The organism is Chryseobacterium sp. OSA05B (genome assembly GCF_019970065.1).
Taxonomy (GTDB): Bacteria; Bacteroidota; Bacteroidia; order Flavobacteriales; family Weeksellaceae; genus Chryseobacterium.
The window spans coordinates 943,390-966,978 of the sequence record NZ_JAHXYH010000002.1 but is presented as its reverse complement, the minus strand read 5'-3'; the positions used below and the strand labels follow the sequence as shown (position 1 = coordinate 966,978).

Here is a 23,589-nt window from a genome sequence, read left to right as displayed (position 1 = left end):
TTTTTCTAGTGTTAATCAGTGTTAAGAGATGAATTGATGAATGTAAATGCGAAAGAATCCAGTAGGATTTATCTTGTTACCTTTTTATTTTCCCAGGACAAAGACAGCAGGAATTTTATGAAGTTCCGGCTTGGCTTTTTTCCAGTCATTGATGGTTTTTGTCTGGATAAATTCATGCTCAGAATCGTTGATATTCGCAGCAATACAGAGCTTGGTGTTCGGAGATAAGAATTTAGTCAGATCCTCAAATAACGGATTATTCCTGTATGGCGTTTCCATAAATATCTGAGAATATCCGGTTTGCTGCACCAGGCTTTCCAAACGTTGAATCTGCTTTTTCTTCTCACTTTTATCTATCGGAAGGTATCCATGAAAGGTAAATTCCTGACCATTGAATCCACTGGAAATTAAAGCTAAAATAATAGATGAAGGCCCCGAAATCGGGATCACTCTGATATTTTTCTCATGACACCATTTCACAATCAGGTTTCCGGGATCTGCGATGCATGGAAGACCCGCCTCGGAAAGGAGTCCGAAGTCCTGCCCCTGCAGCATCAGGTTCTGAGCTTCTTTGATATCAGCATTTTCCGTGTATTTGTCCAGCAGAAACAGCTTCAAATCCGACTGCTTCTTTTCGGGAGCAAAGAATTTAACCACTTTTCTGGCTGTTTTTTCGTTTTCTACAAAGAAGTAATCCGTCTGCATGATGTACTCTTTCAGAACAGGTGAAAAATGAGTGATAGAGGTATTCTCGGATAAATAAGCTGGGAGTAAAAAAAGCATTTTATTGTTTTTTAGTTCTTTCTTGTAAAGAAGGTTGTTTGAAATAATGAGCGAGTTCAATGGAAAATGTTACGGCTGAAATTTTCCATTCATTGTTTATTTTAACAAAGGTAAGAATTTCTTTTTCCGTGTAAAAATACCGCTGGCCAAAGCAGATCCATTTAAGCCAGGATTTGTTTCTTAATAACTTCACAGCCCCTGTCCAACAGCTGAAAAACCTCTTCAAAATCTTTCATATCTCCCCAATACGGATCCGGAACTTCAGCATTTTTATGATCGCCTGCAGCTTCAAGGAATAAGGAAACTTTCTGACGCTGCTCTTCATTCCTGGTCTTTGAGATCACATCTTCGTATACATCAATGTCCATGCAGTAGATCTTATCAAAAGTATCAAAATCTGCTTTGGTAATCGGTCTGGATTTCTGGGTGGATATATCAATATTATGATGGGCCGCAGTCTTTATCGCTCTTTTGTCGGGATGTTTTCCTTCATGCATGGAGATTGTTCCTGCTGAGTCTACAAAAAAGTTCTCGGGGACTTTTGCCTTCATAATTCCCTCTGCTAAAGGACTTCTGCAGATATTTCCGAGACAGACCATCAGTATTTTCATATATTTTTTTTATTTGAAAGATTAAAGAATTTAAAGATTTCGCCACAGTTCAGCAGAAGCAAAACTAAATAAAAAATGAAGAATAAAACTATTCTCCATTTCAATTTATTCAGATTAAATTATTTTCTATTTTTTGATTCTTTCAGCCAGATCTTTAACGTACTTTTTCACCTCTTTATCGATTTTTGATACATCTTTGATGGTATCGCAAGCGTACATCACCGTAGAGTGGTCCTTTCCGCCCATTTCTTCACCGATCTTTGTAAAGGTAGCATTTGTCAGCTCTTTTGAGAAATACATCGCCAATTGTCTTGGAAGAGCGATTTCTCTCTTTCTGGTCTTGGAAAGAAGCTGTTCTTTTTTAATTCCAAAATAGTCGCACACCACCTCCTGAATGTAAGGAATGTTGATAACTTTTTTCTGGTTGGCTGCGATCTTATTGATGGTATCTTTCAGCAATTCAAGACTTAAATCTGTTTTATACACCGTAGAATAAGCGATCACAGAGTTGATGACTCCGATAAGCTCTCTTACATTCGTCTTAGCTTCTGCAGCAAGGAAATCAAGCATATCTCCTGGAAGAACGATTCCGTCTCTGCTTAATTTATCTACGATGATCTGTCTTCTTGTAGAAAGATCCGGAGATTTGATTTCGGCAGAAAGTCCCCATTTGAAACGGGAAACAATTCTTTCCTGAATATCCATAATGTCAGCAGGCGCCTTATCAGAGGTAAGGATGATCTGCTTTCCATTCTGGTGTAAATGATCAAATATGTGGAAGAAACTGTCCTGTGTCGCAGATTTACCGGACAGGAACTGAATATCATCAATGATCAAAACATCCACCATCTGGTAGAAGTTTGCAAACTCAGTCTGCTTATGGGCTTTCGCAGCAGAAATAAACTGCTGGATGAATTTCTCAGAAGACAGATAAAGAACTACTTTATCAGGAAACTGGCTTTTTACCTCAAGGCCTACAGCCTGTCCCAAGTGGGTCTTTCCAACTCCGTATCCTCCGTGAAGGAATAATGGGTTGAAAGCGGTTGCTCCCGGTCTTTTAGCAATAGATCTGGCTACGGTAGCAGCAAATTTATTACTTTCTCCCTCTATATAATTATCGAAAGAATAGTCAGACTTCAGGTTCGAATCTATATTTACTTTTCTTATTCCCGGAACTACAAAAGGATTAACAATATTGGCAGAGAATCCTTGTGGCATCGTTTCCTGCATTTTTGGTGTGGGAACGCTTTTCCCCTTCATATTCATAGTCATTGGCTTTTCCTCTCCGGCAGGCCTGTTTTCCATGACAGAGTACCACAATTTAACTCCTTTTCCAAGATTTTTCTTCAGGGCAGCAGAAAGCAGGGATAGGTAATTATCCTCAATATATTCCTTGTAAAAATCGCTCGGCACTATAAGCGTAAGGTTATTGGCAACCAACGAAAGTGGCTGTACCTTATCGAATAGCATGTCGAAGGATTTTTCAAGCTTCTTTAGATCAGAATTGTCTTCAGCTGCGTTCAAATTATCCCGCATGAACTGAAGGCACTTCTGCCATATCATCATTAAATTTTCATCCATATTTATGCCCCGATTAGTTCGTTGTTAGTACTTTTTGTAGAAGGAAGACAAAGGTCCAATTTTTTCTTTTCAAAAAAAAATATTGCAGGTATTGATTATTTAAAAATATATTTGTATGCATAAATAACGACCAAAAATGATACACACAACACACTCAATACGAGTACGTTACGGAGAAACAGACCCCATGAAATATGTATACTACGGGAACTATGCACAGTACTTCGAGATTGGCAGAGTTGAACTGTTCAGAAACATAGGAATGGCATACGATGAAATTGAAAACCAAGGAATTTGGCTCCCCGTTTCGGACTATAAAATTAAATATCTCCGCCCGGCGCTGTATGATCAAAAATTAGAAATTCACACTTATATTAAAAAAATACCGGGAGTAAGAATCGAATTTGAGTATGAAATTTTCAATGAGGAGCAGGTGAAAATCACAGAAGCCTCCACTACCCTCTTCTTTTTAGACGCGAAAACGAATAAGGTCATCAGGTGTCCGGATTTTCTGATGAAGCTGATTGAAAAGCACTGGAAGGAATAGGTTTTAGGTGGCAGACTTTAGGTAGCAGGTTGCAGGCTATAAATTGGAGATTGCAGGTGAAAAGTTGCGGGTAAGAGCAAGGAATCCACCCATTAAAGATGGTTGTTTTTAAACTAATTTGCATCTTTGCACTTCCAAATTAAATAATACTATTATCTACATTTATATATACTACATATGAAGATCGCATTTTTGGGCCCTCATGCAAGTTTCACACAGCTTGCGACCACGCAGCTTTTCCCCGGTGAAGAACTTCTTCCGCAGGCTAATATTTTAGACTGTTTTAATGCCGTTGAAAAAGGAGAAGCCGATAAAGCTGTGGTCCCCCTGGAAAACTCCATTGAAGGAACCGTTTCCATGACGCTGGATTATCTCTATAAAACCCCTTCTATCAAAATTGAAGCGGAAGGCGTAATGCCCATTGCTCACCACCTGATGATTCATCCGGAAAATAATATGGAAGAGGTAGAAAAAATTTATTCACATCCTCAAGCCCTGGCGCAAAGCTTTCACTTCCTGGACAGCCGGTTCAGGGAAGTCACCAGACAGGACTTTTCATCTACAGCTGCCGCTGCAAAATTTGTTTCTGAGAATAAGGATTTAAAAATAGCTGCAGTCGCTAATCAGTTTGCCGCCAATTTGTATGGGTTGAATATTGTCCACAGAAATATTCAGGATTTTGAGCAAAACCATACCCGCTTTATTGTTATTTCCAAAAAACAAACGGAATACAACAACCCGGATCTTGAAGTTTTGGGAGAAAAATCCGGAATGCTGATCAATCTTCCGGAAGATCACCCCGGCGGTCTACATCAGGTTCTCTCGGTTTTCGCATGGAGAAAAATGAACCTCAGCAAGATTGAATCCAGAACCCTGAAAACCGGACTCGGGAATTACTTCTTCTTTATCAATGTACAGGGGAAATGGGAAGATATTCTGCATGGAAACGCACTGCTCGAACTTCAATCAATCAACGCAGAGGTGGATTTCCTGGGAAACTACAAGGAATTCCTTCTTGAAAGCTAAAAAATAAAAACATCGACTTACTTAATCAACACTGCTCCACAGCAGTGTTTTTCCGTTAAACCCCCTGCCAATACCCAAACTAGTGACACAATTGCAGCACAATCTGTCACAAAAAGCGACAATATAGAAACATTTTAAATATGAATTAAATCATTAACATGTGATATATTAAATAAATTATTTACTTTTACATTGCTTTTGAAATTTTAAAATAAAGATTCATAACCATATTACGAAATATTAAACATCAATAAATAGAGATTTAATTAAATTATTCTTATCTTTATCAAATTATAAGTAAATAAATCATAACGCAGGCATGATTTTTGCATTATAAAATTTGAAAACTAATTAAAAAACTTACTCATGAAAACCAAAATTTACAGCTTATTCTTAGCTTTATCCATCGTTCCCGTATTCTCACAAGTTGGGATCAATACTAGTGCACCAAGTGCTACGTTAGATGTAAACGGAACCATGAAGGTTCGTGACATTCCTTTAACCCCGGCTCTTCCAGGTTATGAAATTCTTGCATTGAATACCGGAAGTGCACAGATCGCTAAGGTAGATCCCCAGTTGCTTTACAATTCTACGGTGAATACCAGTGTTTATGCCGCCAAAAAAACTACAGGAATCAATCTTCTGAGTTTAGGCCTTTTCCCTGCAGGATTCAGGGCCGTTAACTTTCTGGCTGCTGAAAGATCGGTAGGATCTGCTGCATTATTCTCAGATACGGATAATACGTATACGATTCCGTCGGATGGAATCTATAATGTGGCATTCTCGTTCCGTTACGGTTCAGGTCTTCAGGCCGCTATTCTTACCAATACTCCGGGAATAGGTATATTCAGAAACAGAGCAGGAGTAGGAACTCTTCTTGACAGCCGTTCATTCAGTGGTCTTACGGTTCCTTTGGTTTTAAGTTTAACCATCTCTGAAAGCTCTATCAACTCCATGTATACTTTCCAGGCGGGAGACAAAATCTCATTCGGACTTACAGGATCTTCTGCTCTTGATGTTGGATTATTAGGGGCCAGTGTAGGATCTTTCTACATTTATAAAGTTTCAAATTAATTAAGAACATAATTTAATCGCTCTGCACAGTTAATCCATCACAGAATACGTGATGGATTAATTTTTTATAGGGTTACAAACATTTACTTTATATTTGATAAAAACTAAAGAATGAGTGAAATTCTCCTGACGATATTAATTATAGCGGTCATCTTTATCTTCAGTCATCTTAACAATAAGATCAGAAGACTGGAGAAGGAAGTAGGTGATCTGAATTCTAAAATTAATCAGCCTCATCAAAATATTCTTGTTCAGCAACAGAAAGAACAGGAGCATCCGTCTGTCATAGAAACAGCAGCCCTTCATGTGCAGGAACAACACACAGCGCACGAGGAAATCATCACAGAAACACCCTTACCACCTCAGCCTCAAAAAGACAGGCTGGAACCTTTTTTTGACTTTTTAAAGCAAAACATTCTGACCATTGTTGGAATTTTCACACTCGTTCTTGGTATCGGTTATTTTGTCAAATATGCTATAGATAAAAACTGGATCGGAGAAGCCCCGAGGGCAGGGCTTGGTCTGGCTGCCGGAGCAGGAATTATGCTCGTTGGGCATTTTCTACGGAAGAATTATGCAGTATTTGCTTCTATTATCACGGGAGGTGGTATTGCCGTTTTGTATTTTACAACCACCATCGCTTTCCGGGAATACCATCTGTTTACTCAGAATAAAGCGTTCTTTATTACCACTCTGATCACCCTTATTTCGATCGTTCTTGCCTATTATTATAAAAGTGAGGTATTAATTATTATTGCTTTACTGGGAGGATTTACCGCTCCGCTGATGATCAGTACCGGACAGAGCAACTACCCTTTCCTTTTCACTTATCTCACCCTTCTCAATTTGGGTATGCTTGCAGCTTCCTTTCTTAAACACTGGAAAAGTGTGGGATGGACGGCTTATGCTTTTACAACTATTTATCTTTTTTACTGGACTTCGGAGCAGGCTCAATTGCTCAGTATTGTATTTTATATTATCAATTATATTATTTTCTACCTATTTGCCCTTCAGGACTATTTCAAAAAAAACATTCTATCGCCCTGGGATACATTAATGCTGGTCCTTATCAATTTTTCTAGCATTATCGGGCTGATCTACATATTTAAAACATTAAGCTATGAACCGGTGATTGTCTTTCCGCTTGTTTTTGCTGCAGTCAACGCTGTCCTTCTGGCAAGAGAATACGGAAGGAAAAGTTTTGGCTTCAGCTACTCCATTTTTGCAGCATTGACGATCAGCCTGATCACGGTATCAGTTGCGCTTCAGTTCAAAACCCATCTTATCACAAGCGTTTGGGCAGTAGAAGCTTCCCTTCTTCTCTATATCTGGAAAAAAAGCGGACAGGGTATTTTCAAAACATGTTTCTATATTCTGTTCCCTTTGGTCATCATCGCACAACTGATGACTTGGTCGGAATATTTCAACACAGACAAGATGAGTATTGTTTTCAATCCTGTATTTTTAACGAGTCTTGTGACGATTGCTACTACAATCCTGAATCTGTTTTTATTAAAGAAAATCAATGAGACCAGAAAACAGGAAGACCGTTTCTTTGAAAACGTTTTCGCTGTTGTAAGTTACGGGGTCATCTATCTTGCCTTGCTGCTGGAAATCGTTTATCATAATTCGCATATGCTGTGGTCGGCTATCACCAGTATCTGGCTTTTGTTCAGCATCTATTATATTTTCGTATTGATTCTGTTAAGAAAAAAACTGGATATCGACAGTACTATCCAGACAGGGCTTATGTATATGTTCCTTATTCTGATTGCTTTCAACGCTTCATTTGTTGCATCAGAAGTTGCTTCGGCAGTTGTATCCAAAGAACTTGATTTCAGTTTTTATATGATCAATTTTCTTCACTGGATTCCTTTTATATATATGGTATGGAATGCTTCTTCAATTCCGGATTTTTATAAAACAAATCTATCGTACTGGGCTATTTCAGTGACCATCGTCATTGCAGTAAGCTTTGGATTTTACAACACCTACCTTGTAAGTTCTGTGCATGACATATCCCTTCTTTATAAAGCTAAAGAACATTTCAACATTTTGTACCTTCCTATTATATGGACTCTTCTGGCCAGTATTTTCATTTATATAAGTTTAAAAAAGAACATCCCCGAATACAGCAGAATCGGGTTTATCCTTTTCGGAATCATGATTCTGAAACTCTACAGCTATGATGTCTGGCAGATGGATAATATCTCAAGAATCACCGCATTTATTATACTGGGTGTTATTTTATTATTAAGCTCCTTTACATTCCAGAGACTGAAGAATATTATTAAAAATATAGTGGATAAGAAGGGGGAGGAACACGAGAATTAAGCTGGAAGGAGGAAAATGATTGAGCTGTCGGCCAATTGGCTACTATTCATCTCTTTCAGCCATCATCATTCTGTCTTAAAACAGAGGCTTAAACAGCATATCTCCAAAATTGAAAATCCTTAACAAAAGTTTTTATTTCTAAGCAATATTTAAAATATCATAAAATTTCATTCACATTTTGTAAAAATTAATTATATTTATCCAGTTTTTAACAGTTACATATTCCGGTTATGAAAAAAATACTCTACTCTTTTTTAATATTATCATCTGTAGCCTTATCTGCACAGAAGAATCCTGCTGTAAAATTTGCAGTTGCCAATGATATTGTCGGTACGGTTGGCATGTTCAATGCAAGAAAAGCCATCGTTCAAAGTTCAAATGCCTACAAAAGTGCTGCAGGACTTCCTCAAGGTTTAAAAAAATACAGTTTCCTTGCCGAAAGAGGACTTACAGAAGTAAAAATCAAAAGCGGTTTTGAAGGTCTGGACAGAATATCTCTTGCTCAACTGAACGAACAAAACGGACTTCCTGAAAACACCCCTGTTATGATCGAAGGCTACGAATTTCCTGACACCAGCGTAAAGATCTACGGTGACATTATGGGTGGTACTGAAGTTAAAGATTATAACGGTAAGAAAACCCTTTTCTTAACAGTAAGCAACCTCAAATAGATTGTAAACAACTCCATTATAATAAAAGGATACTCTTGCGGTATCCTTTTGTCATTTAATATCTGTTGATCCATTTTTTCTTGAGCTCTTCATAAATCTTCTTTTCTGTAGCATTATTGCCCGGCTGATAAAGCTTTGCGTTTTTAATTTCTTCCGGCAGAAAATCCTGATCTACAAAATTCCCTTCGTAAGAATGGGCATATTTATATTCTTTGCCGTAGTCCAGGTCTTTCATCAGTTTGGTAGGTGCGTTTCTCAAATGTAATGGTACAGGCAGATTACCGGTTTGTTTTACCAGAGCCAGTGCATCATTGATCGCCATATACGTTGAATTGCTTTTTGGAGAAACGGCCAGGTATACTGCTGTTTCGCTTAAAATAATCCTTGATTCCGGGTTTCCGATCACATTCACCGCCTGGAAACAGTTATTCGCAATAACCAAAGCATTAGGATTGGCCAATCCGATATCTTCAGCGGCAAGAATCAGCATTCTGCGGGCAATAAATTTAATGTCTTCGCCTCCTGCAATCATTCTGGCCAACCAGTACACAGCACCGTTCGGGTCACCACCACGCATAGATTTTATGAAAGCTGAGATAATATCATAATGCTGCTCCCCATTTTTATCATAGAGCGCCATCGTTTCCTGCAGAATATCCAGGACATCTGCATTGGTGATCTCTTCCTTATTTGAATTCATGTATTGATTAAGAACCAGTTCCACTGAGTTGATCAGTTTTCTCGCATCCCCACCGGAGTATTGGATGAAGGCTTCTTTTTCTATAATTTTAAAATGAGTTCCCTCGTCTTTATTATATCTCTGTGAAGCTGTGTCAATCAATTCCTCAAGTTTTTCGTAGCTCAGTGCTTTCAAAATATACACCTGACTTCTTGATAAGAGAGCAGACACCACTTCAAAGCTTGGATTTTCCGTAGTTGCCCCGATTAAAACGATCCAGCCCTTCTCCACCGCATGCAAAAGCGAATCCTGCTGCGATTTATTGAACCTGTGGATCTCGTCTATGAATAAAATAGGAGATTTTCCTGAAAATAAATTCTGTTTTTTAGCATCTTCAATAACATCCCGGACATCCTTCACCCCTGAAGAAACCGCTGAAAGCTTATAAAACTTCCGCCCTGATTTTTCAGAAATAATTTCGGCCAGCGTTGTTTTTCCTGTTCCGGGAGGTCCCCAAAGAATCAGTGAATTCAGTGCATTGTTTTCGATCATCTTTCTGATCGTGCCTTTTTCGCCGGTAAGGTGTTCCTGCCCAAGAACTTCATCCAGGGTTTTTGGTCTTAACTTTTCGGCTAACGGAGTATTCTGGCTCAAGATATTTTATTTTTTTTGATGAACAGATTCAGGTTTTGTGTCCCTGAAACTTATAACAAAATTAAACTAATTTTAAATTTTTTACCCTATTTTTGCATTGTTTTGAAACTTACACTCAATAAAATCATTAGTTTTCCTTTGGTAATTTTGATAAAATTTTACCAGTGGTTTATTTCGCCCTTACTTCCCAAAAACTGCCGTTACGAACCTACCTGCTCTCACTATATGGTGGAAGCGCTTCAGGTGCATGGTATTTTCAAAGGATTGTGGATGGGCATTAAAAGAATTTCAAAATGTCACCCATGGGGAGGCAGTGGCTACGACCCTGTTCCACCGAAAAATTTAAATCAGTAATAAACTATTAAATCAATAGAAATGAGTAACCTATTTTTCAGAATTTATCTCGTCTTATTTGCATTAATTACCCAGTTCGCATGGGCCCAGGAATATCCGGGAGGCTTATCGGACGGAACTCTGAAAGTAAACGGAGCCGGTATTCCGGTAAAGATCTATTCCACCACAGAAGTCATTGATCTTAATGCTTTTCCCGAGAAAACGACGGACAGCAATGTTCTGGTTATTTTTAACGAGTCCAATTTTGAGCCCGCTTATTTCGAATCAAGCATCATCACTTTAGCGAAATACAAGACATTCAAATATCAGTTGTTCGATAAAAATTTCAAACTGATTGAAACTGCTCCTACAAAAGACAATATCACCGCTTTCAAATATGCCGTAAAGTCAGCAAAACCTATCACAGAATCTGAATCCGTAGCGCTGGAAACGCCTTTCAAAATCTGGGATCCTTCAAAAGGTATTCAGTTGGGACCGGTTACACTGCATTTTTATAGCTTAATGTTTGTCTTTGCATTTGGTTTCGGGTATGTTTTAATGCTGAGGATCTTCAAAATCGATAATGTTAACCAGAAATATCTGGAGCCTCTTTTCACATGGACACTGATCGGAACTATTCTTGGTGCAAGATTAGGGCATGTTATTTTCTATCAGCCGGAATTGTTTAAGCAGGATTTCTGGAGTGTATTTTTACCGATAAGCACTAAAAACGGATTTAAATTCACAGGATTTTCAGGACTTGCCAGCCACGGTGCTACAATAGCCTTGATTTTCACTACTTTATATTATTCATTCAAGATCATTAAGAAAAATCCTTTCTGGGTTTATGACAGAATCGGAATTGTGGTTGCTTTAGGCGGTGCCTTTGTAAGAATCGGTAATTTCTTCAATTCTGAAATCGTAGGAAAGGCAGTTGATCCTAATTCTCCATTGGCTATACTGTTCCCGCAACAGAGCAGTGAATATGGTCCTACAGTTCCCCGCTATCCGGGACAACTTCTTGAAGCTGCTGGATATTTCCTATTGTTTGTACTGCTATGGATATTATACAGAAAAACAAACAAAAAATATCAGCAGGGATGGCTATTTGGACTGTTCTTTATCATTCTTTGGGCTGTCAGATTCTTTGTAGAATTCCTTAAAGAACCTCAGGGCGATGAGTTTATCCAGATCGGCGGACTGAATACGGGACAGGTACTTTCCATTCCGTTTATGATCGCAGGGGTAGTTATTATGATTATTTCTAAGAAATTCAAAATCACTCAAGCAGAAAACGAAAAACCTGAATAATAAGAAATACAAAAATGAAAGGGCAAATTGACATCCGGTTAATTTGCCCTTTTTCTGTTAGGATACGAGTCAAGATGCTAGACATCAGACATCAGATTTCAGATTTCAGACATCAGACTAAGGCTGAGACAAAAGTTTACACTGAGATTAAGTATATTATTTACTAGCAACTAGCAAAACTATTTACTCTCAAACGCTCTAGCTCTAAAGTTTCACGCCGTTTCTCCTGTTCAACTCTTCAAAGACACTTCCAAACGTATTAATGACATCCGTAGGAAGCATAGATTCTTTAGAATACTTTTGAGCCGCTAAATCAGCCGCTCTTCCGTGAAGCCAGACTCCTAAAATACAGGCCTCTTCCTGAGAATACCCCTGCGCTAGAAGTGAAGTCAGAATTCCGGTAAGAATATCTCCGCTACCGCCTTTGGCAAGTCCTGCATTTCCTGTGATATTATAGAATACATTGCCTTCGGGACTTACTACCTGTGTGTGGTGGTCTTTCAGTACAATATAGATATTCCATTCTGCAGATTTTTCATTAGCCAACTTCAGTCTTTCAAAAGAGTTCTCCGTACTTCCGAATAATCTTTCAAATTCCTTGGGGTGAGGTGTAATCACAGATTTCTCAGGAATTAGTTTTAGATTTTTGTGGTCTTTTGAGATGATATTCAATGCATCGGCATCCAAAACCAGCGGTTTATTGTATCCTTTTAGAAAATTTAGCAGCCCTTTCTCTGTTTCTTCATGGGTTCCCAATCCCGGCCCGATTCCATAAACTGTCTCATTTTCTGTCTCAAAATTTTCTATAAATTCATTCCCGCCTTCTGTAAACATCGCTTCAGGACAGGATATCTGCAAAATTTCATACCCACATCTTGGTGCTAATGTAAAAGTAAGACCGGCTCCTGTTTTCAGGGCAGATTGGGTAGCCAGTACTGCTGCTCCTATTGTACCATAGCTTCCACCGGCAATGGTCACTTTTCCGTAGGTTCCTTTGTGCGAAAAATCCTGTCTGGGCTTAAAGATATCATCGACTAGCTTTTCATTAATGACAAAATCTGCCGTAGTTTCTTTCTGCAGATATTCTGAATGCAGTCCTATATCCAAAATGATCGCTTTTCCTGTGTATTTTCCCGTTTCGGGATGGAGAAAACTTTTTTTCCAGCTTTGAAAGCTTAATGTATAATCTGCTTTAAAGATCGCCGTATCATTTTCAGGCATATGATCGGCAGGCAATCCTGAAGGAATATCAACAGAAATTTTAATACAGCTTTCCTCATTCAGCACTTCAACCAATTCCTTAAAAATACCTTCCAAAGGTCGTGACAAACCGGTTCCGAACAGGGCATCAATAATAACAGTCTTAGCGTCGAAATTATATTGCTCCGTCTCTTTAAATTCTCGGACCGAAATTCCGGAAAGATCCCGCAATCGTTTTACATTGACCGAAGCATCATCTGAAAACTTACCCTTAGTATATTTTACAAAAACATCTACATCGAAACCTTTCATATATAATATTCGTGCAACGGCAAATCCATCACCGCCATTGTTCCCGTTACCGCAGAATACAGCAATTTTTTTGTGGTTTTTGCAATTTTCAGAGATCCAGCCCGCCAAAGCTTCTGAAGCTCTTTCCATAAGTTGTATGGAGGAAACGGGTTCGTGAGAAATCGTAAATGTGTCCCAGCGGCGTATTTGTTCTGCAGTAAAGATTTTCATAAGATGGTCTCAAACTTTTAACCAAATTACGAAAGTTCTATTTCAAAGCCAATCATATTAATAAAAATCCACTCATATTATAGTCTCTATGAAATATTTAATTGAATGAATAATTTCACACCTAAAATCTTAATAAACGTCATGAATAATTCAATATTTATGGAATAAAAAAACTCTGAAAAGTAGCGTTTTTTACATTTTTTAATTATATTTTTGTGTATATACTAATTAAAAAAAATATAAATTATGGGATTTGTTAATGAATTTAAAGCCTTTGCTTTCAAGGGTAATGTACTTGACCTGGCTGTCGGTGTGATCATCGGTGGAGCATTCGGAAAAATTGTTTCCTCACTGGTAGAAGACGTTATCACGCCTCTTTTACTTAATCCGGCATTGAAAGCTGCAGGGGCAGAAAACATTTCGAAGCTGTCATGGAACGGTGTTACGTACGGTAATTTCCTTTCTGCAGTGATCAGTTTCCTTTGTATTGCTTTGGTTCTGTTCTGGATCATTAAAGGAGCCAATAAGATCATTAAGAAAGAGGAGGCTGCTCCTGCTGGACCTACTGCAGACCAACAATTGCTGACGGAGATCAGAGATCTTCTTAAAAGTAGAAACAATATATAAAAACAAAAGCACCTCAAATTGAGGTGCTTCCTATTTTTATCGTGTTCAGCGATTACTGAATCTGTAAAATACTTGAAATTTGTTCTGCCAGAGAAAGCCCGATTCTGTCCTGAGCTTCCAACGTAGAAGCACCGGTGTGAGGAGTCAGGGAGATCTTTGAATGATTCAATATAGCTTTAGAAGGCGTTGGCTCATTGATGAACACATCCAATCCTGCAAATTTTACCTTACCTGAATCCAAGGCATCAATCAAAGCAGATTCGTCGATAACACCACCTCTCGAGCAGTTCACTATCGCAACACCGTCTTTCATCATATCAAATTCATTTTTCCCGATCATGTATCCGTCTTTTTGAGCCGGAACGTGCAGTGTTATGAAGTCTGAATGCTTCAGTACATCCTGAAGAGGTTCAGTTTCAATATCTACATTGATGAACTGATTGTTGTAGAATTTTACTTTAATGCTTGCTTTTCCTACATTGCTATCTGCTGCCACTACTCTCATTCCTAACCCAAGAGCAATTCTTGCAACCTCTTGTCCTATTCTTCCCATTCCAACGATACCGATGGTTTTTCCTCTTAATTCGATACCGGCAGTATATGCTTTTTTAAGACCGGCAAATTCCGTATCCCCTACTAAAGGCATTTTTCTGTTTGAATCCTGTAGAAATCTCGCTCCTGAAAATAAGTGAGCAAAAACAAGCTCAGCTACCGATTCTGAAGAAGCAGACGGCGTATTGATCACATGAATTCCTTTTTCTCTTGCATAATCCACATCAATATTATCCATTCCTACACCACCACGTCCGATAATCTCAATCGACGGGCATCCATCAATAATATCTTTTCTCACCTGTGTAGCACTCCTTACCAGCAGGGTACGGATCTTATGCTCATTAATGTAATCTACCAAAAACTCCTGCGGAACTTTTGCAGTGATCACTTCAAACCCTTTCTCAGCCAGGGCATCAATTCCAGATTGATCCAGACCGTCATTTGCTAAAACTTTCATAAATACAATTGATATTAAAAGTGAAAAGATTTAAAAATTAAAGAATTTCAGTGCGTACACTTTGATCATTCAATTTTTAAATCTTCGTATATGTTTTCTTAATCTTCTTTGAAAACTTCAATAGTTACCTGCTTTTCTACAAGGTCTGTAAATCTGCCTTTGTATCGAGTAGCTCTTACCAGATGGTTGTCTATCCAGTGATAGTTGCCTCCTCTTGGTTTGCCGCAGAGTACGCTGTGGTATTTGAAGCCGTGCTTGTCCAGCCAGTCGATGGTAATCTGCTTCAGATTTTCTGTTCTTGAAGTGAAGAAACAGATCTGATGTCCTTCGTCATACCACTTGTTTACTGTTTCAAGTGCATCAGGGTAAGGTTCACAGGTAACCATTCTTTCCGGTTCTTCATTCGGAACATCGTCTGTAATGGTACCGTCTATGTCAATTAAATAATTTTTTACCCCGTCCTTAAGAATAGGACTTAAATGCTCTTTGTATTCTAATTCCATCCGTAATTATTAAGATGCAAAGTTAAGGCTTTTATAAGTAAACGAAGCATTAAACTTAGTTTAAGTTAAAAATTTACTACTAAAACTAGTATTTAATGTATAATATAAATAATTTATTCGCAATTTGACCGTTTATGGTTAAAAATTTTCTCATTTATAATTTCATTTCCACAATTGGTCTAAATTAAATTCCACCTATTATCTTTACATACCTTTAAAACACATTTTTTTATGAAAAGATTCTTATCCCTTCTCTTCTGTTTTACGGGTTGGTTTGCCCTCACGGTTCAATATTATTTAATGCTTGAGACCAGTAAGCTTTCGTTTTGGGAAACTACTGCCAGATTTTTCAGCTATTTTACGATTCTTACCAATTTGCTGGTGACCGTTTATTTTACTTATCAGGCCTTAAGAAACACCCCCTCCAAACCTGAAAATTCAGGTATTTTATCTGCAGTTACGGTATATATTCTTATGGTAGGATTAATCTATCAGATTCTCCTGAGACAGACCTGGAATCCTGAGGGTATGCAACGAATCGCAGATGAAACACTTCATACCATCATCCCTGTTCTCGTGTTGGTTTACTGGTGCTGTTATGAAAATAAGAACGCCTTGAATTACCGTATGATTCCAAAATGGGCAGTCTATCCTCTGCTCTATTTTATATACATTTTGATTCAGGGCCCGTTTTCCGGGTTTTATCCTTATCCTTTCATTGATGTTTCTCAGTTTGGGATCCTGAAGGTTTTAATCAATGCTTTCTGGATTGTTCTATTTTTTGCGACGCTGTCTGCTATTCTGATCCGTATCGGTAAATCATTAAAGAGTGATGAGTTTTAAATGATGAGTTATTAATCTAGCCAAAACTCAGCTTATTTCATTTTCATGACCTCTACATTCGTTTCAGTCCTATGATGTTTCTCCAAAAATTTTCAAAATACATTTATAAGGCTTACATTTGTAGAAATGGAAGAATTTGTAGTTTTAGTAAATCCTGAAGATGAAGTTCTGGGTCTTATGGAAAAGCAGCAGGCTCACATCAACGGTCTTCTGCACCGTGCTTTTTCCGTCTTTTTGTTCAACAGCAAAGGAGAGATGCTTCTTCAGAAAAGAGCGTCCGGAAAATACCATTCTCCCAATCAATGGACCAATGCAGTATGTTCTCATCCGAGAGAAGGTGAAACTTATCTTGAAGGAGCCCAGCGTAGAATAAAAGAGGAACTTGGAATTGAAGCTGAGCTTTCGGAAAAGTTTAATTTTATCTACAAAGCAGATGTAGGAGGTGGTCTTTGGGAACACGAACTCGACCACGTATTTGTAGGAAACCATGAGGCAGATTTCAATTTAAATCCGGAAGAAGTGGAAGAAGTAAGATTCATTTCCACCGAAGATCTGGATAAAGAAATCGCTGAAAATCCCGGCAATTTTACAGAGTGGTTTAAAATTATCCTTGAAGAATATAAACACCATTTTTAATTGATGAAAAAAATACTGCTCGTATCCGCTTTTTTATCGGCAAGCTTATTTTTTGCCCAGAAAGCAAAAGTCTATGACAGTCCCGGCTACTCCATCAATGTTCCGGAGGGCTGGCGATCTACCAATGACAGCGATATTGTGAATATTTTCCCATCCAATGAGATTGGAGCGATTACCATTTCGGAATATCACGGCCTTGAACTTCCCAAAGCAGATATGAAAAAGTTTATCCTGGCACTTTATAAATCTGAAGAGCCGGAAAGTAAAATAAAGGAAAACAAAGGCAGAAAAGGATATACAGAATATTTTTACGAATATTTTGATGAAAAAGAAAAACTGTTCTGGATCACCAGGGCTTTTCAGAAGGACAAAGATCTGTATCTTGTTTCCATCAACTGCGGCCAGAAGTTCTGGAACGGAAATTATATGAGCCTATTCAACGAAACTTTCAACAGCTTTAAAATAAAGAAATAAAAATTAAATATGAAGAAAACAGCCTTATACGATAAACACGTTTCTTTGGGCGCTAAAATCGTACCTTTTGCAGGTTTTGAAATGCCAGTACAGTATTCTGGTGTAACGGAAGAACATTTTGCCGTAAGAGAAAAAGCAGGATTGTTCGATGTTTCGCACATGGGACAGTTTTTTATTGAAGGACCGGGATCTAAAGATCTTTTACAGTTTGTGACGACCAATAATGTAGATGCTCTTGAAAACGGAAAAGCTCAATACTCTTGCCTTCCTAACGAAAACGGAGGAATCGTGGACGACCTTATTGTTTACAAAATGGAAGACGACAAATATTTTGTAGTGGTAAACGCGTCAAATATTGAAAAAGACTGGAATCATATCTCAAAATATAACACATTCGGTGCTCAGATGACCAATGCTTCTGATGATATGTCTTTATTAGCCGTTCAGGGACCCAGAGCTACGGAAATCCTTCAGAAGCTTACGGAGACCAATCTTTCTGAAATCCCTTACTACCATTTTGCCGTAGGAAGCGTTGCAGGTGTAAATAACGTGATCATTTCGAACACAGGATATACTGGAAGCGGTGGATTTGAGATCTATTTCAACAACGAAAATGCTGTTGAGCTTTGGGATGCCATCATCAATGCAGGTGAAGCTGAAGGAATCGTTCCTGCCGGTCTTGCTGCAAGAGATACTTTAAGATTGGAAAAAGGGTTCTGTCTTTACGGAAATGATATTGATGATACAACTTCTCCTATTGAAGCAGGATTGGGATGGATTACTAAATTCGATAAAGATTTTGTTTCTAAAGAGACCTTTGCAAAACAGAAAGAAGAAGGCGTTACGAGAAAGCTTGTAGGCTTTGAACTTCAGGACAAAGGGGTTCCAAGACATGATTATCCTGTAGTGGATGCAGAAGGAAATGTAATCGGAAAAGTAACTTCAGGGACACAGTCTCCAATGAAAAAGATCGGTTTAGGTCTTGCTTATGTAAACAAACCTCATTTCAAACTGGGTTCTGAAATCTTTATTCAGGTAAGAAACAAGAACATTCCTGCAAAAGTAGTGAAAGCTCCTTTCGTATAATTGTTCAAAAAATATAAAAAGAATAGGCTGTAAAATAAATTACAGCCTATTTTTTTGTGATTAATAGCAGATACAGCAAACTTTTCTGTCCGGACTGCAGGCATCGCCAACTCCCGGAGTATTGGAAATAACACCGCCACCCGGCCCGCAAAGAGTAAAGCAGTTAACAATTGGTGGTCTTACGCCTCCGTTAATCTCTTTTAATGCTGATCTTTTAAGATTCTTTGTTTTTAAAAAGCTTGTTTTCATGATTTTATTTTTTGATGATATTAAAGATAAGTATTTAATAATGAATCCATTAAAAATAAATCACAAAATAATGATAAAACTACTATTTAGGCACATGCTGAAAACAATAATCATTTCCTATTCGTGTATAGTGCTTACATCTCGTTCCTGCTTTAGTTCTTCCCAGACACTGGTTTCCCTTATTGGTCCCATTTACTTTTTTAGAAGTGGAACTTATGCCATACACCGATGCTTTGGGAGGATTACAAATTTTACAGGGTTGAAGTCCTGTTTCCACAGCTTTACTTACCTCCATACCTGAAGAAACATTTTTGACCATTCTGCATGATGATAAATGATATTTTGTACCCGAAGGTGTTCTATAAACCGTTTGTCCATAGAGAATGAATGAAGTAAATATCAGTATGGAAATCAGATACCTCATTCACTCACTCCAAAGAATTCTCTTAAAGCCTCCACATTCTTTTTATCATTTCCTACAAATATTTCACTATCCGTTATAAAAACCGGACGTTTTAAAAAGGTATAATGATCAAGAAGCAGATCTTTGAAGTCTTTTTCTTCAAGAGATTTTGCATCCAGCCCTCTTAATTTGATCTGGGTAGATTTCTTGCTGAACAAGGCTTCGTATGATTTTGTTTTTTTATACATCGCTGTCAGCTCTTCTTTGGTAATGGGTTCTTTTTTGATCTCACGGAGTTCCCAATCTGTAAGGTCAAATTGTGCCAAAATTTTTCTGCAGGTATCGCATGTATTAAGATAGAATACTTTCTTCATTGTTATTTTTTAAATCTGTTATTCGTTAAATTTCCTTCATCATTGAAGTTTCGCCTTTCAAAAGTAGGATTTAATCTAAAATTCTGGAAATTATTAAATAACTTTATTAAAATTTTATAAAGATGCAGAACAAGCCCATCACTTTTCAGTTTATTTCGGAGCCTTCAGACGTGAATTATGGAGGAAATGTACATGGAGGAAGCGTCATGAAATGGATCGATCAGGCAGGTTATGCATGTGCCACGACATGGAGCGGAAATTATTCCGTAACCGTTTATGTAGGCGGGATACGCTTCTATGAACCCATCAAAATCGGGGAAGTAGTAAGAGTGGATGCCCAGGTGATTTATACCGGAAAATCGAGCATGCATATTTCGATCAATGTTTTTTCAAGAAATCTGAAACAGCCTACTTTCGATAAAAAGACCCACTGTATCATTGTTTTTGTTGCGGTAGATGAAAACGGCAAAAAACTTCCGGTCCCTGCATGGGTCCCTGAAACTGAGGAAGAAAAACAGCAGGAACGCTATGCGAAACGCCTGATGGATCTCAGAACGCAGATTGAGGATGAAATGAAACCGTTCTTATAGACTTGATTACACCACCTTTTCCCATAAATAATCGCTGTATGAAAAGTATTTTTGCACTATCTGCTCTTTTTTGTTTGGCATTCGTTCAATCTCAGACCCATAGATTCATTTATGAGTTACAATATAAAATGGATTCTACGGAAACCGGTTATGAAAAACTGAATATGCTTCTGGATATAAGTCCCAAAGAGGTAAAATTTTATGGTCAGAATTTAGCCGTAACAGACTCCATTAATACAAAATTCGGCACCAACAATAGCCATACCGATATGTCCGGACAGGTGGTGAAAAGAAAGATCAATACTTTTGACAACGAAAATTATATTGCAATTAAGGAAGGATATTATTCTTTTAAAACAACAGACAAGATCAGCTGGGTTATTTCGGATGAAACAAAGAAAGTAGAAAATTATACCCTTCAAAAAGCATCCACCCATTTTGGTGGCAGGACATGGACAGCCTGGTTTTGCAAGGATATTCCTTTTAATGAAGGGCCCTACAAATTCCGGGGACTTCCTGGGCTGATTTTTGAACTTTCCGATTCCACGAAAAATTTCATCTATCATCTGGTTAAAAGCCAGAAACTCCCTGATATTTATTCTACGGACAATTTTGTAGAATCCAATTTCGGAAATAAAGCGGTACCGATTAATGAAAAGCAGAAGAACAAACTTATAATGGATTTTTATAATGATCCTTTTGCATTTGAAAGAAACAATTTCAACAAATCGAATAATAACCTAAAGATTAATATCAACGGAAAAGAAATTCACACAGTAGATGAACTGAATACCCAAACTAAAAATATGCAGGAGGTAATCAGAAAATACAACAACCCCATAGAAGCAGACAAAGCTGTTCATTACAAAAAATAAGTATTTTGAAAATAAATTCTTATTTCTATATTTGCATCACAAAAGGAAATGGTGCTCTTCCTTACCCAACCGCTTTACAGAAGCTGATGACGCCTGATTAAGAGATTATTAACCAATAACTGATCAGGATTATTATGTCAAAAAAACAACGGCCCCTTCATAGAAAAGCAGTTTTTCATACCCAATTATTTTTCAGAAAATACCCTGCCCTGCCCTATATTTTAAAGTGGCTGTGCATCAGTATGATTATTGGTGGTTTAGCCGGAACGGCTTCTGCAGGATTTTTACAGTCCCTGGAGTGGGCTACCCAATTCAGAGAAAGTCATATCTGGCTCATTGCCTTGCTTCCTGTTGCCGGTTTTCTCATTGGACTTCTATACCACTATTACGGAAAAGACGTAGAGGCGGGAAACAATCTGCTCATCGACAATATTCATGATCCGAAAGAGATTATTCCTTTTAAAATGGCTCCATTTGTTTATTTAGGAACGATTGTTACCCATTTTTTCGGAGGTTCGGCCGGTCGTGAGGGAACAGCCCTCCAGATGGCAGGAGCTATTGCAGACCAGCTCAGCAGGCCCTTTAAACTTGACAAAAATGAAAGAAAAATTCTCCTTATTGCCGCAATCGCTGCAGGCTTCGGATCTGTTTTCGGAACACCATTGGCCGGAGCTGTTTTTGCACTCGAAGTTTTCCTGATCGGAAGAATACGGTATAACGCTATTTTCCCGGCTTTTGCTTCGGCTATTCTCGCAGATTTGACTACTAATTTCTGGAATGTCAAACATACCCATTATCATATAGATCTTATTCCGAAACTTGAATTTCTGCCCATTTTATACAGTGTTGTCGCCGGAATTGCCTTTGGAATCTGTGCAGCAGGATTCAGCAGAATGATTCACTGGACAGGTTCTGTTTTTAAATCTAAGATTAAATATCCTCCGTTTCGCCCCATCGTTGGTGGGATTATTGTTGCTCTGGCAGTTTTTGCGATGGGAACCACAAGATACATCGGACTGGGAATTCCCGTCATTCTGGAATCTTTTAAACAACAGCTTCCGTTCTGCGATTTTGCTTTAAAAATGATCTTTACGATCGTTACCCTTTCTGCAGGGTTTAAAGGCGGCGAAGTCACTCCATTATTTTTCATCGGAGCCACGCTCGGCAGCGCATTATCTCTGTTTATTCCGTTGCCGTTTGGCTTGCTGGCAGGAATGGGTTTTGTGGCTGTATTTGCCGGAGCTACCAATACTCCACTGGCTTGTATGCTGATGGGAATTGAGCTGTTCGGAGCAGAATCCGGCGTTTATATCGCTATCGCATGTATCGTTTCCTATTTACTTTCCGGCCACAACAGTATTTATTCAAAACAAAAGATCGGTGAAGCTAAAAACCGGAGGTATGACAGTGATGGAGGCAGGTCTTTTTCGGATTTGTAGGAGAGTTGGAGTTGGAGGGTTTTAGAGTATGAGAGTTACGGTTGTTGATTGGCTGCAAGTTGCTGGTTCACAGTAATTAATTTAATGAATCATTGTCTGATATCTGATGTCTGACATCTAGAATCTTAATTCTTTACTCTTGCTTTTTTCTTCCTAAAACTCCATACAACTCAAACTCTCCAACCCTGGCAATTTCCAACCCTCAAACCCTCCCACTCTCAAACTCCCCAACCCGTATAATTTCACTAAATTTGTTATCACAAGCTCCCACCCATGTTTGACTATAGATTAAAAGTTTTCCATACCGCTGCCTCAAGACTGAGCTTCACAAAAGCTGCGGAGGAACTTTATATTTCCCAACCTGCTGTGACCAAACACATTAAAGAAATTGAAAGTCAATTGGGTACAAAACTGTTTGACCGAAAAGGAACTTCTGTACACCTTACCCAAAGTGGAAGAATTTTGTATGAATACGCAGAAAAGATCCGGAATCTTTACCGTGATCTGGAATTTGAGATCAGTCAGGTGAATGAAAAACACAAAGGAAAACTGATTATCGGAGCCAGCACCAGCGTTGCACAATATGTTTTGCCGGAAATTCTGGCCAAATTTAATATGTATTATAGAGACATTAAGATCGAACTGATCGCCCATAATACCGAAATTATTTCCGACCTTTTAAAAGAAGGGAAAATAGATCTCGGAATTATCGAAGGGGAATCTCAGTCGTCTTTTTTTGATTATAAAATCTTTAAAGCTGATGAAATTGTGCTTACCGCAAAGGCCAATCATCCGCTGGCTCAGAAAACCTTGAATTTAAAAGACCTTTACGATTTAAACCTGATTTTCCGGGAACAGGGCTCCGGGACCCAGGAATTTATCCAGAACCGATTAAAGGAAAAAGGAATCAACATCGAAGAACTCCACACGGTTATGCAGCTGGGAAGCAGCGAAAGCATCAAAAATTATCTCTTACATTCGGATTGCATGGCATTTCTGTCGATCAGTACCATTTTAAATGAATTAAAAAACAACACCCTCACCATCGTAGATATCAGGAATTTCAGTATTGAAAGAAATTTCCACTTTATTCTTCCGAAAGGAGAACAGTCGGACGTGATTAGACTATTTCTGAAGTTTGTGAGGAGTTAG

The 23,589-nt window shown here is 38.2% G+C and carries 26 protein-coding genes and 1 riboswitch; of the genes, 16 read left to right on the top strand and 10 right to left on the bottom strand.

The annotated features are described in order from the left end of the window. Nucleotides 1-84: 84 nt before the first annotated feature. The 3 genes from LC419_RS11775 to dnaA all read right to left on the bottom strand — a co-directional run bounded on the left by LC419_RS11775 (nt 85) and on the right by dnaA (nt 2,975). Nucleotides 85-783 carry an SAM-dependent methyltransferase gene (locus LC419_RS11775; RefSeq protein WP_223607515.1) on the bottom strand — a complete coding sequence of 233 codons (699 nt, stop codon included), beginning with the start codon at nt 781-783 and terminating at the stop codon, nt 85-87. A gap of 161 nt (nt 784-944) precedes the next feature. After that, on the bottom strand, nt 945-1,394 hold the full coding sequence (locus tag LC419_RS11770) for a low molecular weight protein-tyrosine-phosphatase (protein WP_223607514.1): 450 nt from the start codon (nt 1,392-1,394) through the stop codon (nt 945-947). Nucleotides 1,395-1,520: 126 nt separating this feature from the next. Further along, nucleotides 1,521-2,975, bottom strand: coding sequence for a chromosomal replication initiator protein DnaA (gene dnaA / locus LC419_RS11765; protein ID WP_223607513.1), 1,455 nt, complete (start codon nt 2,973-2,975; stop codon nt 1,521-1,523). A gap of 136 nt (nt 2,976-3,111) precedes the next feature. Between dnaA and LC419_RS11760 the strand changes: the two genes are divergently transcribed. The 5 genes from LC419_RS11760 (at nt 3,112) to LC419_RS11740 (ending at nt 8,627) form a co-directional block, all read left to right on the top strand. Next, nucleotides 3,112-3,522, top strand: coding sequence for a thioesterase family protein (locus LC419_RS11760; RefSeq protein WP_223607512.1), 411 nt, complete (start codon nt 3,112-3,114; stop codon nt 3,520-3,522). Nucleotides 3,523-3,699: 177 nt separating this feature from the next. Continuing rightward, a complete protein-coding gene (gene pheA / locus LC419_RS11755) occupies nt 3,700-4,548 on the top strand; it encodes a prephenate dehydratase (RefSeq protein WP_223607511.1) in 849 nt (282 codons plus the stop codon). Between the two features lie 366 nt (nt 4,549-4,914). Next, nucleotides 4,915-5,622, top strand: coding sequence for a hypothetical protein (locus LC419_RS11750; RefSeq protein WP_223607510.1), 708 nt, complete (start codon nt 4,915-4,917; stop codon nt 5,620-5,622). A 111-nt stretch (nt 5,623-5,733) separates the two neighbouring features. After that, on the top strand, nt 5,734-7,956 hold the full coding sequence (locus tag LC419_RS11745; RefSeq protein WP_223607509.1) for a DUF2339 domain-containing protein: 2,223 nt from the start codon (nt 5,734-5,736) through the stop codon (nt 7,954-7,956). 230 nt (nt 7,957-8,186) lie between these two features. Beyond that, nucleotides 8,187-8,627, top strand: a complete 441-nt coding sequence (locus LC419_RS11740) for a hypothetical protein (protein ID WP_223607508.1) — start codon at nt 8,187-8,189, stop codon at nt 8,625-8,627. A 55-nt stretch (nt 8,628-8,682) separates the two neighbouring features. Here the strand turns inward: LC419_RS11740 and LC419_RS11735 are convergent, their stop codons facing one another. Next, a complete protein-coding gene (locus LC419_RS11735; protein WP_223607507.1) occupies nt 8,683-9,960 on the bottom strand; it encodes a replication-associated recombination protein A in 1,278 nt (425 codons plus the stop codon). A 102-nt stretch (nt 9,961-10,062) separates the two neighbouring features. On the opposite strand from LC419_RS11735, the gene yidD reads away from it, so the two are divergent. Further along, on the top strand, nt 10,063-10,314 hold the full coding sequence (yidD, locus tag LC419_RS11730) for a membrane protein insertion efficiency factor YidD (RefSeq protein WP_223607506.1): 252 nt from the start codon (nt 10,063-10,065) through the stop codon (nt 10,312-10,314). Between the two features lie 441 nt (nt 10,315-10,755). Then, nucleotides 10,756-11,604: a prolipoprotein diacylglyceryl transferase gene (gene lgt, locus LC419_RS11725; protein WP_368734495.1), complete on the top strand. Its 849-nt coding sequence runs from the start codon at nt 10,756-10,758 to the stop codon at nt 11,602-11,604. A 204-nt stretch (nt 11,605-11,808) separates the two neighbouring features. Here the strand turns inward: lgt and LC419_RS11720 are convergent, their stop codons facing one another. Next, the gene (locus LC419_RS11720) at nt 11,809-13,326 is read right to left on the bottom strand and encodes an NAD(P)H-hydrate dehydratase (RefSeq protein ID WP_223607505.1); all 1,518 of its coding nucleotides are present in this window, start codon (nt 13,324-13,326) and stop codon (nt 11,809-11,811) included. A gap of 246 nt (nt 13,327-13,572) precedes the next feature. Between LC419_RS11720 and mscL the strand changes: the two genes are divergently transcribed. Then, nucleotides 13,573-13,953 (top strand): large conductance mechanosensitive channel protein MscL, encoded by a 381-nt coding sequence (mscL, locus tag LC419_RS11715; protein WP_223607504.1) that lies wholly within the window; start codon nt 13,573-13,575, stop codon nt 13,951-13,953. Nucleotides 13,954-14,005: 52 nt separating this feature from the next. Here mscL and LC419_RS11710 read toward each other — a convergent pair whose 3' ends face one another. Beyond that, nucleotides 14,006-14,965 carry a D-2-hydroxyacid dehydrogenase gene (locus LC419_RS11710; protein ID WP_223607503.1) on the bottom strand — a complete coding sequence of 320 codons (960 nt, stop codon included), beginning with the start codon at nt 14,963-14,965 and terminating at the stop codon, nt 14,006-14,008. Between the two features lie 98 nt (nt 14,966-15,063). Next, a complete protein-coding gene (locus tag LC419_RS11705; RefSeq protein ID WP_034726304.1) occupies nt 15,064-15,468 on the bottom strand; it encodes a phosphoheptose isomerase in 405 nt (134 codons plus the stop codon). 231 nt (nt 15,469-15,699) lie between these two features. Between LC419_RS11705 and LC419_RS11700 the strand changes: the two genes are divergently transcribed. The 4 genes from LC419_RS11700 to gcvT all read left to right on the top strand — a co-directional run bounded on the left by LC419_RS11700 (nt 15,700) and on the right by gcvT (nt 18,507). Then, nucleotides 15,700-16,311: a Pr6Pr family membrane protein gene (locus LC419_RS11700; RefSeq protein ID WP_223607502.1), complete on the top strand. Its 612-nt coding sequence runs from the start codon at nt 15,700-15,702 to the stop codon at nt 16,309-16,311. 126 nt (nt 16,312-16,437) lie between these two features. Next, nucleotides 16,438-16,947, top strand: a complete 510-nt coding sequence (gene idi, locus LC419_RS11695; protein WP_223607501.1) for an isopentenyl-diphosphate Delta-isomerase — start codon at nt 16,438-16,440, stop codon at nt 16,945-16,947. 3 nt (nt 16,948-16,950) lie between these two features. After that, on the top strand, nt 16,951-17,421 hold the full coding sequence (locus LC419_RS11690; RefSeq protein WP_223607500.1) for a hypothetical protein: 471 nt from the start codon (nt 16,951-16,953) through the stop codon (nt 17,419-17,421). Between the two features lie 9 nt (nt 17,422-17,430). Then, nucleotides 17,431-18,507: a glycine cleavage system aminomethyltransferase GcvT gene (gene gcvT / locus LC419_RS11685; RefSeq protein WP_223607499.1), complete on the top strand. Its 1,077-nt coding sequence runs from the start codon at nt 17,431-17,433 to the stop codon at nt 18,505-18,507. Between the two features lie 60 nt (nt 18,508-18,567). On the opposite strand, the gene LC419_RS11680 is transcribed toward gcvT, so the two are convergent. From LC419_RS11680 to LC419_RS11670, 3 genes are all read right to left on the bottom strand, one after another. Then, nucleotides 18,568-18,756 (bottom strand): hypothetical protein, encoded by a 189-nt coding sequence (locus LC419_RS11680; RefSeq protein ID WP_223607498.1) that lies wholly within the window; start codon nt 18,754-18,756, stop codon nt 18,568-18,570. 82 nt (nt 18,757-18,838) lie between these two features. Further along, nucleotides 18,839-19,051 carry a hypothetical protein gene (locus LC419_RS11675; RefSeq protein ID WP_223607497.1) on the bottom strand — a complete coding sequence of 71 codons (213 nt, stop codon included), beginning with the start codon at nt 19,049-19,051 and terminating at the stop codon, nt 18,839-18,841. Between the two features lie 125 nt (nt 19,052-19,176). Next, entirely contained in the window at nt 19,177-19,533 is a 357-nt protein-coding gene (locus LC419_RS11670) for an arsenate reductase family protein (RefSeq protein WP_223607496.1), read from the bottom strand. A gap of 122 nt (nt 19,534-19,655) precedes the next feature. Here LC419_RS11670 and LC419_RS11665 point away from each other — a divergent pair, with 122 nt between their 5' ends. The 4 genes from LC419_RS11665 to LC419_RS11650 all read left to right on the top strand — a co-directional run bounded on the left by LC419_RS11665 (nt 19,656) and on the right by LC419_RS11650 (nt 23,589). Continuing rightward, complete coding sequence (locus LC419_RS11665; protein ID WP_223607495.1) at nt 19,656-20,123, top strand: acyl-CoA thioesterase; 468 nt, start codon at nt 19,656-19,658, stop codon at nt 20,121-20,123. Nucleotides 20,124-20,161: 38 nt separating this feature from the next. Then, nucleotides 20,162-20,998 (top strand): GLPGLI family protein, encoded by an 837-nt coding sequence (locus tag LC419_RS11660; protein ID WP_223607494.1) that lies wholly within the window; start codon nt 20,162-20,164, stop codon nt 20,996-20,998. Nucleotides 20,999-21,033: 35 nt separating this feature from the next. Next, nucleotides 21,034-21,101: riboswitch (Fluoride riboswitch) on the top strand. 31 nt (nt 21,102-21,132) lie between these two features. Further along, nucleotides 21,133-22,437, top strand: coding sequence for a voltage-gated chloride channel family protein (locus LC419_RS11655; RefSeq protein WP_223607493.1), 1,305 nt, complete (start codon nt 21,133-21,135; stop codon nt 22,435-22,437). Nucleotides 22,438-22,710: 273 nt separating this feature from the next. Next, the gene (locus LC419_RS11650; RefSeq protein WP_223607492.1) at nt 22,711-23,589 is read left to right on the top strand and encodes a LysR substrate-binding domain-containing protein; all 879 of its coding nucleotides are present in this window, start codon (nt 22,711-22,713) and stop codon (nt 23,587-23,589) included.

Bases quoted from the DNA above. Each gene is read 5' to 3' on its own strand.
- LC419_RS11650 (WP_223607492.1), top strand. From the start codon at position 22,711: ATGTTTGACTATAGATTAAAAGTTTTCCATACCGCTGCCTCAAGACTG.
- LC419_RS11655 (WP_223607493.1), top strand. From the start codon at position 21,133: ATGTCAAAAAAACAACGGCCCCTTCATAGAAAAGCAGTTTTTCATACC.
- LC419_RS11700 (WP_223607502.1), top strand. From the start codon at position 15,700: ATGAAAAGATTCTTATCCCTTCTCTTCTGTTTTACGGGTTGGTTTGCC.
- LC419_RS11665 (WP_223607495.1), top strand. From the start codon at position 19,656: ATGCAGAACAAGCCCATCACTTTTCAGTTTATTTCGGAGCCTTCAGAC.
- LC419_RS11675 (WP_223607497.1), bottom strand. From the start codon at position 19,051: ATGGAGGTAAGTAAAGCTGTGGAAACAGGACTTCAACCCTGTAAAATT.
- LC419_RS11690 (WP_223607500.1), top strand. From the start codon at position 16,951: ATGAAAAAAATACTGCTCGTATCCGCTTTTTTATCGGCAAGCTTATTT.
- idi (WP_223607501.1), top strand. From the start codon at position 16,438: ATGGAAGAATTTGTAGTTTTAGTAAATCCTGAAGATGAAGTTCTGGGT.
- LC419_RS11705 (WP_034726304.1), bottom strand. From the start codon at position 15,468: ATGGAATTAGAATACAAAGAGCATTTAAGTCCTATTCTTAAGGACGGG.
- gcvT (WP_223607499.1), top strand. From the start codon at position 17,431: ATGAAGAAAACAGCCTTATACGATAAACACGTTTCTTTGGGCGCTAAA.
- LC419_RS11745 (WP_223607509.1), top strand. From the start codon at position 5,734: ATGAGTGAAATTCTCCTGACGATATTAATTATAGCGGTCATCTTTATC.
- LC419_RS11760 (WP_223607512.1), top strand. From the start codon at position 3,112: ATGATACACACAACACACTCAATACGAGTACGTTACGGAGAAACAGAC.
- LC419_RS11775 (WP_223607515.1), bottom strand. From the start codon at position 783: ATGCTTTTTTTACTCCCAGCTTATTTATCCGAGAATACCTCTATCACT.
- LC419_RS11680 (WP_223607498.1), bottom strand. From the start codon at position 18,756: ATGAAAACAAGCTTTTTAAAAACAAAGAATCTTAAAAGATCAGCATTA.
- LC419_RS11670 (WP_223607496.1), bottom strand. From the start codon at position 19,533: ATGAAGAAAGTATTCTATCTTAATACATGCGATACCTGCAGAAAAATT.
- LC419_RS11750 (WP_223607510.1), top strand. From the start codon at position 4,915: ATGAAAACCAAAATTTACAGCTTATTCTTAGCTTTATCCATCGTTCCC.
- dnaA (WP_223607513.1), bottom strand. From the start codon at position 2,975: ATGGATGAAAATTTAATGATGATATGGCAGAAGTGCCTTCAGTTCATG.
- LC419_RS11660 (WP_223607494.1), top strand. From the start codon at position 20,162: ATGAAAAGTATTTTTGCACTATCTGCTCTTTTTTGTTTGGCATTCGTT.
- LC419_RS11770 (WP_223607514.1), bottom strand. From the start codon at position 1,394: ATGAAAATACTGATGGTCTGTCTCGGAAATATCTGCAGAAGTCCTTTA.
- LC419_RS11710 (WP_223607503.1), bottom strand. From the start codon at position 14,965: ATGAAAGTTTTAGCAAATGACGGTCTGGATCAATCTGGAATTGATGCC.
- LC419_RS11720 (WP_223607505.1), bottom strand. From the start codon at position 13,326: ATGAAAATCTTTACTGCAGAACAAATACGCCGCTGGGACACATTTACG.
- LC419_RS11740 (WP_223607508.1), top strand. From the start codon at position 8,187: ATGAAAAAAATACTCTACTCTTTTTTAATATTATCATCTGTAGCCTTA.
- mscL (WP_223607504.1), top strand. From the start codon at position 13,573: ATGGGATTTGTTAATGAATTTAAAGCCTTTGCTTTCAAGGGTAATGTA.
- pheA (WP_223607511.1), top strand. From the start codon at position 3,700: ATGAAGATCGCATTTTTGGGCCCTCATGCAAGTTTCACACAGCTTGCG.